The sequence below is a fragment of the Pseudomonas sp. LBUM1669 genome (assembly GCF_059695705.1).
Map to the genome: position 1 here is coordinate 6226642 of NZ_CP166784.1, position 14570 is coordinate 6241211.

Below are 14570 nucleotides of genomic sequence, written 5' to 3' on the forward strand. Positions count from 1 at the left end.
TACAAGGAGTCATTCATGACCAAGACTGTTATCACCAGCGACAAGGCCCCGGCTGCCATCGGTACTTACTCCCAGGCGATCAAGGCTGGCAACACCGTCTACATGTCGGGCCAGATTCCTCTGGACCCAAAAACCATGGAACTGGTTGAAGGCTTCGAAGCCCAGACTGTCCAGGTGTTCGAGAACCTCAAAGCCGTGGCCGAAGCCGCTGGCGGTTCGTTCAAGGACATCGTCAAACTGAACATCTTCCTCACCGACCTGAGCCACTTCGCCAAGGTCAACGAGATCATGGGCAAGTACTTCGATCAGCCCTACCCTGCCCGCGCCGCCATCGGCGTAGCTGCCCTGCCAAAGGGTTCGCAGGTTGAGATGGATGCCATTCTGGTCATCGAGTAATACATCCGGCGCAGCCTTTTCAAGGTTGCGTCGACTTCGTTTCTGAAAGGATTCCACCATGCGCCATGCGCTAGCTCTCTCGCTGGTCGCCCTACTCTTGGGCGGTTGTGCCAGCAACCCTGCCGACCGCGACATCAGCGGCACCTGGATCAATCAGGTGGCGATCGACGCTGCGTCCAAAGGCGGCCCCCTGCGTGAAGCGCTCCAGGCTTATGGCCCGAACCTGGAATGGGACGTCAACACCAAGGCCGCCCAGGCTCGCTACACCAATGGTTTTGAAAATGTCGAAGGCAAGCTGCTGGGCGAAGAGTCCGGCGCCTGGAAAGTCGACTTTTATGGCAGCTCCGCCAGCGAGCTGAAGCGTGACGGCAAGCAACTGAGCCAGGCCGCCAGCGAAAACGAGCCGGAGCAGGTCTTTGACCGCGCGTTGATTCCGGTCCCGGATGGCGCACCGATTGGCGCGAGCTTCGAACGCGCGCTGTACACCGCCTATATGGGTGGAAGCTGGAAAATCGTCAACGGCCCGGGCGAAGGCAATTCCGTGCAATTCCAGGCCGATGGCCAGGTTGCCGGCCTGCCGGGTGCCGATCGATATGCCCTGTGCCTGGCGGGCGATTGCGCGTCGATGAGCGGCGGCAATGACAACATGTGGCTGCAAGTCAACGGCCAGGGCAATACCTGGATCTTTGCGCGCAAGGGCAAGGAGCTTGAGATTCTGCAGGCGGTGAACACGGCTCAGGCGGATGAAATGCCTCAGTTCACGCCGGGTGATCGCAAGTGGTTACTGGAAAAGCAGTAACCCGGCCCTGAAGGCCAACAAAAATCCAATTGTAGGAGCGAGGCTTGCCCGCGAAGGCGATGTAACAGCCAACATAAATGTTGGAAGTTATGACGCCTTCGCGGGCAAGCCTCGCTCCTACAATTTTTTTGGGCGTATGGAAATCAGCAGCGGCCTTCGAGAATGGCGGCGTAGCCTTCGCGATAGGTCGGGTACTTGGGCGCCCAGCCCAACGCCTTCGCCCGGGCATTGCTGCACTGCTTGCTGCCGGTGCGCCGCACGCTTGCGTCCTCCGCCCATTCCGTAACGCCCAGGTATTCACGCAACCAGCCGACCACTTCGGCCAGCGGCGCCGGCGCGTCATCCACGCCGATATAGACGTCATCCAGCGCCACCCCGCGCCGATCCGCTTCAAGCAAAAACGCCATCAAGCCCGCTGCGTCGTCGGCGTGAATGCGGTTGCCATAAAGCGGTGGGTCAACGGCCACGCGATAGCCGCGACGCACCTGAGTCAGCAGCCATTCGCGGCCGGGGCCGTAAATGCCGGTCAAGCGCACGATGCTCGCCGGGATGCCGCTCTGCAGCGCCACTTGCTCAGCCTCCAGCATCAATCGGCCCGAATAACCTTCGGCAATGGTCGGCGAAGTCTCGTCGACCCACTCGCCACCCTGCTGCCCATACACACTGCTGCTGGAAACAAACAGCAGGCGACTCGGCACCTGCCCATAGTCGTTCAGCCACTCCAGCACATGCTGCAAGCCCTGCACATAAGCCGCGCGATAACCGGCTTCATCGTGATCGGTGGCCGCTGCGCAATACACCACGTAATCCACTGCGCCAACCGGCCAGGTCTCCGGGCAGTCTTCATTGAACAAGTCGCCAGCGACGCCAATGACCCCATCGGGCAGGCGTGAAACGTCACGCCTCAGGCCATGAACTTCCCACCCGCAAGCCAACAATTGCGTGGCCAGACGACTGCCGACATCACCACAGCCGGCAATCAAAACAGAAGGCGCAGACATCAGAAAACTCCCATCAGAAAGGCACAGACTAGCGCCGGCAAAGGACGAGCGGCTAGCAATGAAGGAAAAAAAGATACTCTATTACTTTTGTTAACAAGAATTAATTGCAATAATGCCAGCCACTTTTGTTCTCGGCCTTACGAGGTCTGGAAGAACATTTACCCTATTTTCTCTCTCAGGTCCGGCCAGCATGACACGCAATCAATTCCCCGCTTCGCCAACCAAACGACCTCGCGCCTGGAGCGCAGTGGCCGCCCTGCTGCTCAGCCTGATGCTGGCGCCGACCGCCGCTTTCGCTGACGCACAAGCGCCCGCCACTCCGGCCGCCGCCACTGCTCCAGCCCCGGCGGATCATACCGCTCCCGCCGTTGCGCCAACCGCAACCGACCCGGCCCAGGCAATAGCCGCCCAAGACGTCCCTGAAGCCCTCGAAGCCGACAACACCCTGGGCATGGCCCACGACCTGTCGCCTTGGGGCATGTACAAGAACGCCGACATTATCGTGAAAATCGTGATGATCGGCCTGGCCATCGCCTCGATCATCACCTGGACCATCTGGATCGCCAAGGGCTTTGAGCTGATGGGCGCCAAGCGTCGTCTGCGCACCGAAATCGTCCACCTGAAAAAAGCCACCACCCTTAGAGAAGCCAGCGCGACCGCCACCCAGCAAGGCACCCTCGCCAACCTGCTGGTGCATGACGCCCTGGAAGAGATGCGTTTGTCGGTCAACAGCCGCGAGAAAGAAGGCATCAAGGAACGTGTTGCCTTCCGTCTCGAGCGCTTGGTTGCAGCCTGCGGTCGTAACATGAGCAGCGGCACCGGCGTGCTCGCCACCATCGGTTCCACCGCGCCGTTCGTGGGCCTGTTCGGCACCGTGTGGGGCATCATGAACAGCTTTATCGGCATCGCCAAAACCCAGACCACCAACCTCGCCGTCGTGGCGCCCGGCATCGCCGAAGCCCTGCTGGCCACCGCGCTGGGCCTGGTTGCGGCGATTCCTGCCGTGGTGATCTACAACGTCTTCGCTCGCTCCATCGCTGGCTACAAGGCTCAAGTGTCCGATGCCTCGGCTGAAGTCCTGCTGCTGGTCAGTCGTGACCTCGATCACCTGCCGACCACCGAGCGCTCCACGCAACCGCACATGGTCAAAGTAGGGTAATCAGCCATGGGCTTGCATTTGAAAGAAGGCGCAGACGACGATCTGGCCGAGAACCACGAAATCAACGTCACGCCGTTCATCGACGTGATGTTGGTGCTGTTGATCATCTTCATGGTGGCCGCTCCGCTGGCCACCGTGGACATCAAGGTCGACCTGCCGGCTTCCAGCGCCAAACCGGCGCCGCGGCCGGAGAAACCGGTGTTCCTCAGCGTCAAGGCTGACCAGCGCCTGTTCCTCGGTGAAGACGAAGTGAAGGCCGAAGCACTCGGCGCCACCCTCGACGCCAGGACCCAAGGCAAGAAAGACACGACGATCTTCTTCCAGGCCGATAAAGGCGTGGATTACGGCGACCTGATGAGCGTGATGGACAACCTGCGCTCCGCCGGTTACCTGAAGGTAGGTCTGGTCGGGCTCGAGACGGCAGTCAAGAAATGATCACGACGCGCCATAAGCTGACGCGTTATAGCGCGAGCCTGGCCGTGGTGCTGGGCGTCCATGCACTGGCCATTGCGCTGGCGCTGAACTGGACGTCGCGCCCACCGATCGAGCTGCCGCCGCAGGCGATGATGGTCGAGCTGGCGCCGGTCCCCGCCCCACCACCGCCGGCACCGCCGAAAGTCATAACGCCGCCACAGCCACCGGCTCCGGTGGAAGAACTGCCGATCCCGAAGCTGGCTGAAGTGCCGAAGGCCGAGATCGTTGTGCCGAAGCCGGTCAAACCCAAGCCCAAGCCGCAACCGCCCAAGCCTGTGGAGAAAAAGCCGGAGCCGCCGAAGGAGAAGCCGTCCGAGGAAAAGCCTAGCGACGCGCAACCGACCCAGGCACCGACGGAGAAATCCGCGCAACCGGCACCGGGTCCATCGCCGGCACAACAGGCTGCCAAGGCCAGCTGGGAAGGCACCCTGCTTGCGCACTTGGGCAAGTACAAAAAGTACCCGGTGAGCGCACAGAATCGGGGCAAGCAAGGCACCAACCGTCTGCGCTTCATCGTTGATGGCGAAGGTAATGTGTTGTCGTACGAACTGGTGGGCCGTTCAGGCACTGCCGATCTGGACCGCGCCACCCTGGAAATGATCCGCCTCGCCCAACCGCTGCCCAAGCCGCCGGCCGACATGCTGACCAACGGGACCATCGAAATCACGGCGCCGTTCCTCTACTCCCTGGAAAAACGCCGCCGCTAAACGCAACACAAAACCCCATGTGGGAGCGGGCTTGCTCGCGAAAGCGGTGTGACAGTCGCCATCAACTTTGACTGACACACCGTATTCGCGAGCAAGCCCGCTCCCACAGGGAGATACGTGCATAGCCATAAAGGCACCGAAAGGTGCCTTTTGCATATCCACCAGCGGCAAACCGGCATTACCCAGTGTCACTCAGCACACTCAGTCTGATAACGTGCGTCTATCGATTGCAGCCGGTATGCTTGGCTCGCAACTTCATGGACGCTTGCTATGACTCTCACAGAATTACGCTACATCGTTACCCTCGCCCAAGAGCAGCATTTCGGCCACGCGGCCGAGCGTTGCCATGTCAGCCAGCCGACCCTGTCGGTGGGCGTGAAAAAGCTTGAAGACGAACTCGGTGTGCTGATTTTCGAGCGCAGCAAGAGCGCCGTGCGCCTGACCCCGGTCGGCGAAGGCATCGTTGCCCAGGCGCAGAAAGTCCTGGAACAGGCCCAAGGCATTCGCGAACTGGCCCAGGCTGGCAAAAACCAGCTGACCGCTCCGCTGAAAGTCGGCGCGATCTACACCGTCGGCCCGTACCTGTTTCCGCACCTGATTCCGCAACTGCACCGGGTCGCCCCGCAGATGCCGTTGTACATCGAAGAAAACTTCACCCACGTGCTGCGCGACAAACTGCGCAACGGCGAGCTCGACGCGATCATCATCGCCCTGCCGTTCAACGAAGCCGACGTTCTGACCCTGCAGCTCTACGACGAGCCGTTCTACGTCCTGATGCCGGCCCAGCACCCGTGGACGCAAAAAGAATCCATCGACGCCGCCCTGCTCAACGACAAGAGCCTGCTGCTGCTCGGCGAAGGCCACTGCTTCCGCGATCAAGTGCTGGAAGCCTGCCCGACCCTGGCCAAAGGCAACGACGGCGCCAAGCACACCACGGTGGAATCCAGCTCCCTGGAAACCATCCGCCACATGGTTGCGTCCGGCCTCGGCATTTCGATCCTGCCGCTCTCGGCAGTGGACAGCCATCACTACGCCCCCGGCATCATCGAAGTGCGCCCACTGACGCCGCCGATACCGTTCCGTACCGTGGCCATCGCTTGGCGCGCGAGCTTCCCGCGTCCGAAAGCCATCGAGATCCTCGCTGACTCCATTCGCCTGTGCTCGGTGGCCAAGCCGCCGGTGCCGGTGGTTGCGGCGTAAGTTGCAGTCATGACCGAGTTGTCGCAAGTGTCGGTGACGGCACTCAAGGGTGTCGGTGAGGCCATGGCCGAGAAACTGGCCAAGGTCGGCCTGGAGAATCTTCAGGACGTGCTGTTCCACCTGCCGCTGCGCTATCAGGACCGCACGCGTGTGGTCCCGATCGGCCATTTGCGACCGGGTCAGGACGCTGTGATCGAAGGCACCGTCAGCGGCGCCGACGTGGTCATGGGTCGTCGCCGCAGCCTTGTTGTTCGAATTCAGGACGGCACCGGCGGGCTCAGCCTGCGCTTCTACCATTTCAGCAACGCGCAGAAAGAAGGCCTCAAACGCGGCACGCGGATTCGCTGCTACGGCGAAGCGCGGCCCGGTGCGTCCGGGCTGGAAATCTACCACCCGGAGTACCGCGCCATCACCGGTGACGAGCCACCGCCGGTGGATGAAACCCTGACCCCGGTCTACCCGCTCACCGAAGGCCTGACACAACAGCGTTTGCGCCAACTGTGCATGCAAACCCTGACGATGCTCGGCCCCACCAGCCTGCCCGACTGGCTGCCGACCGAACTCGCGCGCGACTACCAACTGGCGCCGCTGGCCGATGCGATCCGCTACCTGCATCACCCACCCGCCGATGCCGATGTCGACGAACTCGCCCTCGGTCATCACTGGGCGCAGCACCGTTTGGCCTTCGAAGAACTGCTGACTCATCAACTGTCCCAGCAACGCCTGCGCGAAAGCATGCGTTCCCTGCGCGCGCCGGCGATGCCGAAAGCCACGCGACTGCCAGCGCAATACCTGGCCAATCTCGGCTTCACGCCAACCGGCGCCCAGCAACGGGTCGGCAACGAAATCGCCTACGACCTCAGTCAGCATGAACCAATGCTGCGCCTGATCCAGGGCGACGTCGGCGCGGGCAAAACCGTGGTTGCTGCCCTCGCCGCACTTCAGGCGCTGGAGGCCGGTTATCAGGTCGCGCTGATGGCGCCCACCGAGATCCTCGCCGAACAGCACTTCATCACCTTCAAGCGCTGGCTCGAACCGATGGGCATCGAAGTCGCGTGGCTGGCCGGCAAGCTTAAAGGCAAAAACCGCGTGGCCGCGCTGGAACAAATCGCCAACGGCGCACCGATGGTGGTCGGCACGCACGCGCTGTTCCAGGACGAAGTGCAGTTCAAGAACCTCGCCCTGGCGATCATCGACGAACAGCACCGCTTCGGTGTGCAGCAGCGTTTGGCGCTACGGCAAAAAGGCGTCGGCGGGCGGATGTGCCCGCATCAGCTGATCATGACCGCCACACCGATTCCGCGGACGCTAGCCATGAGCGCCTACGCCGACCTCGACACCTCGATCCTCGACGAACTGCCGCCCGGCCGAACCCCGGTGAACACGGTATTGGTCACCGATACCCGACGCGTCGAAGTCATCGAGCGGGTGCGCGGCGCCTGTGCCGAAGGGCGTCAGGCCTATTGGGTGTGCACGCTGATTGAAGAGTCGGAAGAGCTGACCTGCCAGGCCGCCGAGACCACTTACGAAGACCTCACCGCAGCACTGGGCGAACTGAAAGTTGGCCTGATCCACGGCCGCATGAAGCCCGCCGAGAAAGCCGCCGTCATGGCCGAATTCAAGGCCGGCAACCTGCAACTGCTGGTCGCCACCACCGTGATCGAAGTCGGCGTCGATGTGCCAAACGCCAGCCTGATGATCATCGAAAACCCCGAGCGCCTTGGCCTCGCACAACTGCACCAATTGCGCGGCCGTGTCGGTCGAGGCAGCGCCGCCAGCCATTGCGTGCTGCTTTACCATCCGCCGCTGTCGCAGATCGGCCGCCAGCGCCTGGGCATCATGCGCGAAACCAACGACGGTTTTGTCATCGCCGAAAAAGACCTCGAGCTGCGCGGCCCCGGCGAAATGCTCGGCACGCGCCAGACCGGCCTGCTGCAATTCAAGGTCGCCGACCTGATGCGCGACGCCGATTTGCTGCCAGCCGTGCGCGATGCCGCCCAGGCCTTGCTGGAACGCTGGCCGGACCATGTCAGCCCGTTGCTTGACCGCTGGCTGCGCCATGGGCAGCAATACGGCCAAGTGTGAGCACCGTCGCAGTTTGTGGACGATGCTTTTAAACAAGCTGGTTATACTCCTGCAATTGTTTGAATACGGATACAGACCATGACTGAAGCTGCCCTCGCCCCGGAACCCCTGCACGCTCCGTCTGTTATTCGGCTGCTGCTGGGCAAGTTGGGCATTGCCTACCAAGAAGTGCTCGACCACCACGGCCTCAACGCCTCGCGCAAAGTGCAGGCCGTTCTGGTGGACGACGCGGTCGGCGCCTTGATGGTGCTGTTCCCGCAAAGCCAGTTGCTGGACCTCAACCGCCTCGCCGAACTGACCGGTCGCCGCCTCACCGCCGTGCCCACAGAACGCCTTGTGAAAATGCTTGGTAAGCACAACCTGAGTCTGCTGCCCGGCTTGCCGGCGCTGACCAGTTCGCCGTGCCTGTACGAAGAAAGCCTGCTGCGCGAACCGAAGTTGCTGATCAACTCGGGCGAGCCGGGCCTGCTGCTGGAAATCACCCGCGAAGATTTCAAGAGCATGCTGACCAAGGCCAGCGCCGCCAACTTCGGCGAGAACCTGACCACCATCCGCCCGAACCTCGACCGCCCCGACGATGACCGCCAGGAAATCACCCAGGCCGTCCAGGCGTTCACCGCGCGACGCATCCAGCAACGTCTGGAAGAGACCATCGAGATTCCGCCGCTGGCCGAGACCGCGCAGAAAATCATCAAGCTGCGCGTCGACCCCAACGCCACCATCGACGACATCACCGGCGTGGTCGAAACCGACCCGGCGCTGGCCGCCCAAGTCGTCAGCTGGGCCGCGTCGCCGTACTACGCCTCGCCGGGCAAAATTCGTTCAGTGGAAGACGCGATCGTGCGTGTCCTGGGTTTCGACCTGGTGATCAACCTCGCGTTGGGCCTGGCCCTAGGCAAAACCCTGAGCCTGCCCAAAGACCACCCGCAACACACCACGCCGTACTGGCAGCAATCGATCTACACCGCCGCCGTCATCGAAGGCCTGACCCGCGCCATGCCCCGCGCCCAGCGCCCGGAAGCCGGCCTGACCTACCTCGCCGGCCTGCTGCACAATTTCGGCTACTTGCTGCTGGCCCACGTGTTCCCGCCGCACTTCTCGCTGATCTGCCGCCACCTGGAAGTCAACCCGCACCTGTGCCACAGCTACATCGAGCAACACCTGCTTGGCATCAGCCGCGAACAGATTGGCTCGTGGTTGATGCGCTATTGGGACATGCCCGAAGAACTCGCCACCGCGTTGCGCTTCCAGCACGATCCGAGCTACGACGGCGACTATGCCGAGTATCCGAACCTGGTGTGTTTGGCAGTGCGATTGCTGCGTGGACGCGGGATTGGCTCCGGCCCCGACGAGGACATCCCGGACGCATTGCTGGAACGCGTAGGCCTGACTAGCGACAAGGCCAACGACGTCGTCAGCAAAGTGCTTGAGGCTGAAGTGCTGCTGCGCGAACTGGCTTCGCAATTCAGCCAGGCCTAAAGCACTACGGGCAAGCCCACTCCCACAGGATTCACGCAATCCCTGTAGGAGCGAGGCTTGCCCGCGAAGAATCCACCTCGGTATCTCTGAATCACCACACCTCTGTGGCGAGGGAGCTTGCTCCCGCTCGACTGCGCAGCAGTCGCAACCCAGCCAACGCAGTGTGTCAGATACAACCGAGGTCTCAGACTGTAGGGCCGCTTCGCAGCCCAGCGGGAGCAAGCTCCCTCGCCACAGGGTTAATCATCGACCTCAAGCCTTGGCTTTAGCCTTCGCCTTGCGCGGCTTCAAATACTTGGTCAACCCCTGAAACCAGATCACCAGCGCCGGGTTGCCCTTGATCTGAATCGACTTGTCCTGAATCCCCGTCATAAACGCCAGCTGCTTGTTCTTCGCCTGCATCGTGGCAAAGCCATACGCCGCATCTTTAAAGGCAATCGCAAACGCCGGCTCGGCATACACGCCCGACTTGCTGGTAATGCGCTGATCCTTCACAAAGAAATGCCGCGCCACTTTCCCGTCCAGGGTCTGTAGCTGGAACACCAATTCCTTGTCACCCAACTGCTGCTGAAACGCAGGATTCGTCCGACTGGCCTTACCCATCAACAAACCCAGCATCCACAGAAGAAAACGAAATTTCATGCGCACAGCCTCAAGAGAAAAGTGAACGGCCGGCGCAGTGTAGCGGCTTCAAGCGAGAACGCCACTGTTGTGCAGCGATAGAAGAAGATGCCGTAGTTTTTGACGCTGATGACTACCAAGTCATTGACGAGACGAGGGTGTTTAAAAGCGTGAAGATTTTGATCTTTCTACGCTCGACTCCCTCGGATATTTCCTTCAATACGTGGTGCTGTTCGTGAACTAGGCAGCCTTGGGCTTCACCGATAGGCTTTGTTCGTCACCGCAAAATCGGTGACACGGACGTGCAAGTCCGGGATCGGCACACAATCGGTTATGGCTATTCATCGAGCGTTTTCTTATGCTCGCGAATTGTTATGGCGGCTGTGTGTGGGAGGCCTTCGGGTCTGCCGGTTTGCCGATTCCGGTCTTGCACACCTATACACAGCTGCCACCACATTCGAAGCGCAAGCGAAACGGTGATTAGCTCCTAATATCGGTACTACTCATATGATCAAGCCAACACCCAATCCACCAGAAAACGAAGCCACCTCCCCCTACGAATCCCTCGATTCGAAGAAACTCCACGAAGCCGCCGAACGCGCCCTCGACCACCATTTCGCCCCACCACCCGGCGACAAACCCAAGCCTCGAAAAGGCAACCTCTTCGCCGTCTCCCCCGATATCGACACCGAAGCCCTTCTGGCCAACGCCTCGGAAGACCTGCTGTCCATCAGCGCCATCGCCGCCAACCTGGCCGACGACGTGGACGGTGCACGGCGTTCCTTAGCCTTGGCGCTAAGCAGATTGGCGGATGGGGTCCGGTTGTTGGTGGAGCGAGCTCTGGATCATATTGATTCACCGAATCCGGCGGAGCATCGGGCCAACGCTAAATAGCAAACTGGGGGGATGGGTTCAGCCTAAAAAACCCATCCCTTCCCCGCTCTACGGACGACTGTCTTTCGGGCAGAAAACAGCGACTACTCCGCTTAACAGACTCAAGACAAAGAACACCCACGCCACGGTGAAGGCAACATCAAGGCCGCTGGATATACTTCCGCTGCCGGTCGCTCCGGCAGCGATCCCCCCGAGCCCCAGCACTGCACTGAATATCGAAAGGGCTAACAACACAGCCGCCAAAATCCCCAAGGTCTTACGCATTACAGTGCTCCTTCATTCGTCGAGTCCTTCATGGACATGCTTAAGTCGAAAACCTGTTCACCGCGAATTTGAGCGGGATGCTTTTCTCTGACAAAGAGTCTCTCATTTTGTCGCAGGATTAGTAGTCGTCATCACGTCCCGTGGGTTTCCAGTTGATGTTTTTATCAGCGTGATAGCCCTGAACAGGGTGTGGCGGCAGTGGATAATCTTTCGCTAAATCAGGAAATCGTAGATCTGGATTTTTGTATAGCTGACTAGAGATATTGCTATAAGCTTTCGCTACTTTTTGGTTTTTCGCGTAGCCAAATTCGCCATCCGTAAAAGTATTTTCAATCAGCAACGCGCTTTTTTTCATACCGAGAGAAGCGGCGAGCTGATAGTAATGCATGGCAACAGGGTAGTTTCTATCAACTATTTTGTAATAGGCAGCAAGCTCGTAACTTGCCTCCGCATCATCCTGATGTGCAGCACATCGCAGATAAGACTCACCAAACTTAAATTTCTTTAGTTCGTATATGTATATACTGCCCAGCCTATTTTGCGCTAGCGGACTACCCATATCCCCAGCTTTGAGCAAGAACATCATGGCGTCTTTATCAGACTGCACCACTCCAACGCCACGCTGAGTCATAACACCCATATCGTAATAGCCCAATGGCGCCTGTAACCTCACCATTTGCATATATAAGTCGATAGCTTTATTTGTATCCTTTACAACCCCGTCGCCACGCAAATAAAGCTCGGCGAGATTGTGCATCGCCTTCCAATGATTTTTTTCTGCCGCTTGCTGATAAAACCGTGCGACTTCCGTCCAGTTTGCGGGGCGCTCTTCACTCATAGAGCGTCCCTGTTGAAACCAGTGTTCTGCCTGTTGATTCAATGGTGGAGCAGTATCCTGCTCATGGACACACTTGAATTCGTCGTCCACAACACGTCCACTGGCACTTAATAAGCCCGCAGCTAGCAATGCTTTAATAATCATCATTACGCCCAGCCGGTTTCCAGTTGATATCTTTATCGCCGTGATAGCCTTGAACCGGATTTGGAGGTAATGGGTGGCTTCTCGCTAGGCTTGGAAAACGAAGTTCCGGATTATTCGACAGCTGGTTTGATATTTCATAATAAGCATCTTCAACTTTCTTATTTTTCTGGTAAGAAAACAGTCCATCCCGAAATACACTTTCGATTTGCATAGCATCTTTTCGCTCACCTAAGGCAGCAGCCTTTTGATAATAATGCAATGCAACAGGATAATTTCTATCAGCTATTTTGTAGTATGCGGCCAATTCATAATTTGCTTTCGCATCATCTTGATTCGCCGCACAGCGCAAATAAGACACCCCTAGTCGATATTTCTTCAGGTCGTAAATATAAATATTTCCCAGCCTGATCTGTGCGAGCGGGCTCCCCATATCCCCAGCCTTAAGCAAAAACATCATGGCGTCTTTTTCGGACTGTACTACTCCAACACCACGTTGGGTCATCACACTCATATCGTAATAGCCCAAGGGCACTTGTAACTTCACCATCTCCATATATAGGTCGATAGACTTATTTGTATCCTTATCAACCCCGTCGCCAAGCAAATAAAGCTCGGCAAGATTGTGCATAGCCTTCCAGTGATTTTTTTCTGCCGCTTGTTGATAGAACCGAGCGACTTCCGTCCAATTTGCAGGGCGCTCTTTACTGAGAGACCGTCCCTGTTGAAACCACTGCTCCGCCTGTTGATTCAAAGACGGAGCAGTATCCTGTTCATGGACACACTTGAATTCGTCGGCGACAACAAATCCACTGGCACTTAATAAGGCCGCAGCTAGCAATGCTTTAATAATCGTCATTACGCCCAGCCGGTTTCCAGTTGATATCTTTATCACCGTGATAGCCCTGAACAGGGTGTGGCGGAAGTGGATAATCTTTGGCGAGATTTGGAAACAACAGTTCGGGGTTACTATAAAGCTTGCTAGACACCGCACTGTAATTGCTAGCTAGCCTTTCATCTTTCTTATATCCGAACTTTCCAAAATTAAAAGTATTTTCAATTGCCAAGAACCCTTTCGCATATCCTAATGCAGCCGCACGCTGGTAGAAATGCATGGCGACTGGATAGTTTCTATCAGTGACTTCGTAATACTCAGCCAGCTCATAGTTAGCCTTCGCATCATTTTGATGAGCTGCACAGCGCAAATATGCTGCGCCCAAACTAACTTTTTTCAGCTTATAAATATATGTATTCCCCAACACAGTCTGAGCCAATGGGCTTCCCATGTCGCCTGCCTTTAGCAGAAATAGCATGGCATCTTTATTGGACTGCACAACGCCTACACCTCGCTGGGTCATCAAACTCATGTCGTAATAACCCAAGGGCACATTCAACTTCACCATCTCCATGTATAGGTCGATAGCTTTATTTGTATCCTTGACTACCCCGTCGGCACGCAAATAAAGCTCGGCGAGGTTGTGCATAGCCTTCCAATGATTTTTTTCTACCGCTTGTTGATAGAACCGAGCGACTTCCGTCCAGTTTGCAGGGCGCTCTTTACTGATAGAACGTCCCTGATGAAACCACTGCTCCGCCTGTCGATTCAAAGGCGGAGCAGTATCTTGTTCATGGACACACTTGAATTCGTGAGCCAGCACAAGTCCATTGGCAGATAATAAGCCAGCCGCCAGCCATGCTTTAATAATCGTCATCACGTCCAGTAGGTTTCCAATTGATATCTTTATCACCGTGATAACCCTGAACCGGATTTGGAGGAAGAGGAATATCTTTGGCTAGATTAGGAAGACGAAGTTCTGGATTTTTTGATAATTGGCTCGACACTTCGTAGTACGCCTTGGCTAGCCTCTCATCCTTTTTATAAGAAAACTTACCTTCACGAAATGTATCCTTGATTTCCATTGCGCCTTTACGTTCCCCCAAGGAAGCAGCGCTTTGATAGTAATGCATTGCCACGGGATAGTTCCTATCCACCACCTCATAATAGCCACCCAGCTCATAATTTGCTTCTGCGTCGCCCTGATGCGCAGCGCAGCGTAAATAAGACTCACCTAGTTTGTATTTTTTCAGATCATATATATATATGTTCCCCAGCCTAAGTTGGGCCAGAGGGCTGCCTAGATCTCCTGCCTTTAACAAGAACATCATCGCATTTTTATCCGATTGGACCAGCCCCACTCCTCGCTGAGTCATCACACTCATATCGTAATAACCAAGAGGAACCTCCAACTTAACCATTAGCATATATAGATCAATTGCTTTATTTGTATCCTTTTCAACACCATCACCTCGCAAATATAAATCTGCAAGATTATGCATAGCCTTCCAGTGATTTTTTTCTACAGCACGCTGGTATAGACTCGCCACTTCAACCCAATCAGGCAGCCGCTCTTTACTGATCTCTCGAGCTTGTTTAAACCATTGATCTGCTTGTTGATCCAGAGGCGGCGCAGTATCTGCCTCATGGGTACATTTGAATTCATCAGCCACGGCT

At 57.3% G+C, this 14570-nt stretch carries 16 protein-coding genes; 9 read left to right on the forward strand and 7 right to left on the reverse strand.

The genetic code is table 11. The features are described 5' to 3' along the window. Nucleotides 1-15 precede the first annotated feature (15 nt). Both ACA051_RS29015 and ACA051_RS29020 read left to right on the forward strand, forming a co-directional pair. Nucleotides 16-396, forward strand: a complete 381-nt coding sequence (locus ACA051_RS29015; protein WP_003229509.1) for a RidA family protein — start codon at nucleotides 16-18, stop codon at nucleotides 394-396. A 58-nt stretch (nucleotides 397-454) separates the two neighbouring features. Next, a complete protein-coding gene (locus ACA051_RS29020) occupies nucleotides 455-1195 on the forward strand; it encodes a hypothetical protein (protein WP_497306418.1) in 741 nt (246 codons plus the stop codon). Between the two features lie 143 nt (nucleotides 1196-1338). Here ACA051_RS29020 and ACA051_RS29025 read toward each other — a convergent pair whose 3' ends face one another. Continuing rightward, nucleotides 1339-2196: an SDR family oxidoreductase gene (locus tag ACA051_RS29025; RefSeq protein WP_497372851.1), complete on the reverse strand. Its 858-nt coding sequence runs from the start codon at nucleotides 2194-2196 to the stop codon at nucleotides 1339-1341. Nucleotides 2197-2386: 190 nt separating this feature from the next. Between ACA051_RS29025 and exbB the strand changes: the two genes are divergently transcribed. From exbB to ACA051_RS29055, 6 genes are all read left to right on the forward strand, one after another. Continuing rightward, complete coding sequence (gene exbB / locus ACA051_RS29030) at nucleotides 2387-3355, forward strand: tonB-system energizer ExbB (protein WP_497372853.1); 969 nt, start codon at nucleotides 2387-2389, stop codon at nucleotides 3353-3355. A 6-nt stretch (nucleotides 3356-3361) separates the two neighbouring features. Further along, nucleotides 3362-3790: a TonB system transport protein ExbD gene (gene exbD / locus ACA051_RS29035; RefSeq protein WP_010465232.1), complete on the forward strand. Its 429-nt coding sequence runs from the start codon at nucleotides 3362-3364 to the stop codon at nucleotides 3788-3790. Beyond that, nucleotides 3787-4536, forward strand: coding sequence for an energy transducer TonB family protein (locus ACA051_RS29040; RefSeq protein ID WP_497306424.1), 750 nt, complete (start codon nucleotides 3787-3789; stop codon nucleotides 4534-4536). The genes exbD and ACA051_RS29040 overlap by 4 nt, the downstream gene beginning before the upstream one ends. Before the next feature lie 270 nt (nucleotides 4537-4806). Continuing rightward, nucleotides 4807-5736: a hydrogen peroxide-inducible genes activator gene (locus ACA051_RS29045; RefSeq protein WP_497306425.1), complete on the forward strand. Its 930-nt coding sequence runs from the start codon at nucleotides 4807-4809 to the stop codon at nucleotides 5734-5736. A gap of 9 nt (nucleotides 5737-5745) precedes the next feature. Next, a complete protein-coding gene (recG, locus tag ACA051_RS29050) occupies nucleotides 5746-7821 on the forward strand; it encodes an ATP-dependent DNA helicase RecG (protein WP_497306426.1) in 2076 nt (691 codons plus the stop codon). Nucleotides 7822-7899: 78 nt separating this feature from the next. Further along, nucleotides 7900-9300 carry an aminoacyl-tRNA deacylase and HDOD domain-containing protein gene (locus tag ACA051_RS29055; protein WP_497372855.1) on the forward strand — a complete coding sequence of 467 codons (1401 nt, stop codon included), beginning with the start codon at nucleotides 7900-7902 and terminating at the stop codon, nucleotides 9298-9300. Nucleotides 9301-9552: 252 nt separating this feature from the next. Here the strand turns inward: ACA051_RS29055 and ACA051_RS29060 are convergent, their stop codons facing one another. Next, entirely contained in the window at nucleotides 9553-9942 is a 390-nt protein-coding gene (locus ACA051_RS29060; protein ID WP_008150118.1) for a hypothetical protein, read from the reverse strand. Nucleotides 9943-10428: 486 nt separating this feature from the next. On the opposite strand from ACA051_RS29060, the gene ACA051_RS29065 reads away from it, so the two are divergent. Continuing rightward, complete coding sequence (locus ACA051_RS29065; protein ID WP_497372857.1) at nucleotides 10429-10815, forward strand: DUF6124 family protein; 387 nt, start codon at nucleotides 10429-10431, stop codon at nucleotides 10813-10815. A gap of 48 nt (nucleotides 10816-10863) precedes the next feature. Here the strand turns inward: ACA051_RS29065 and ACA051_RS29070 are convergent, their stop codons facing one another. From ACA051_RS29070 to ACA051_RS29090, 5 genes are all read right to left on the reverse strand, one after another. Next, a complete protein-coding gene (locus ACA051_RS29070) occupies nucleotides 10864-11079 on the reverse strand; it encodes a hypothetical protein (protein WP_497372859.1) in 216 nt (71 codons plus the stop codon). A gap of 118 nt (nucleotides 11080-11197) precedes the next feature. After that, nucleotides 11198-12064 carry a tetratricopeptide repeat protein gene (locus ACA051_RS29075; protein ID WP_497372861.1) on the reverse strand — a complete coding sequence of 289 codons (867 nt, stop codon included), beginning with the start codon at nucleotides 12062-12064 and terminating at the stop codon, nucleotides 11198-11200. Further along, a complete protein-coding gene (locus ACA051_RS29080) occupies nucleotides 12051-12917 on the reverse strand; it encodes a tetratricopeptide repeat protein (RefSeq protein ID WP_497372863.1) in 867 nt (288 codons plus the stop codon). Before ACA051_RS29080 ends, ACA051_RS29075 begins: the two co-directional genes overlap by 14 nt. After that, entirely contained in the window at nucleotides 12904-13770 is an 867-nt protein-coding gene (locus tag ACA051_RS29085; RefSeq protein ID WP_497375650.1) for a tetratricopeptide repeat protein, read from the reverse strand. The genes ACA051_RS29080 and ACA051_RS29085 overlap by 14 nt, the downstream gene beginning before the upstream one ends. Next, a complete protein-coding gene (locus tag ACA051_RS29090; protein WP_497372865.1) occupies nucleotides 13757-14566 on the reverse strand; it encodes a tetratricopeptide repeat protein in 810 nt (269 codons plus the stop codon). The genes ACA051_RS29085 and ACA051_RS29090 overlap by 14 nt, the downstream gene beginning before the upstream one ends. Nucleotides 14567-14570 lie beyond the last annotated feature (4 nt).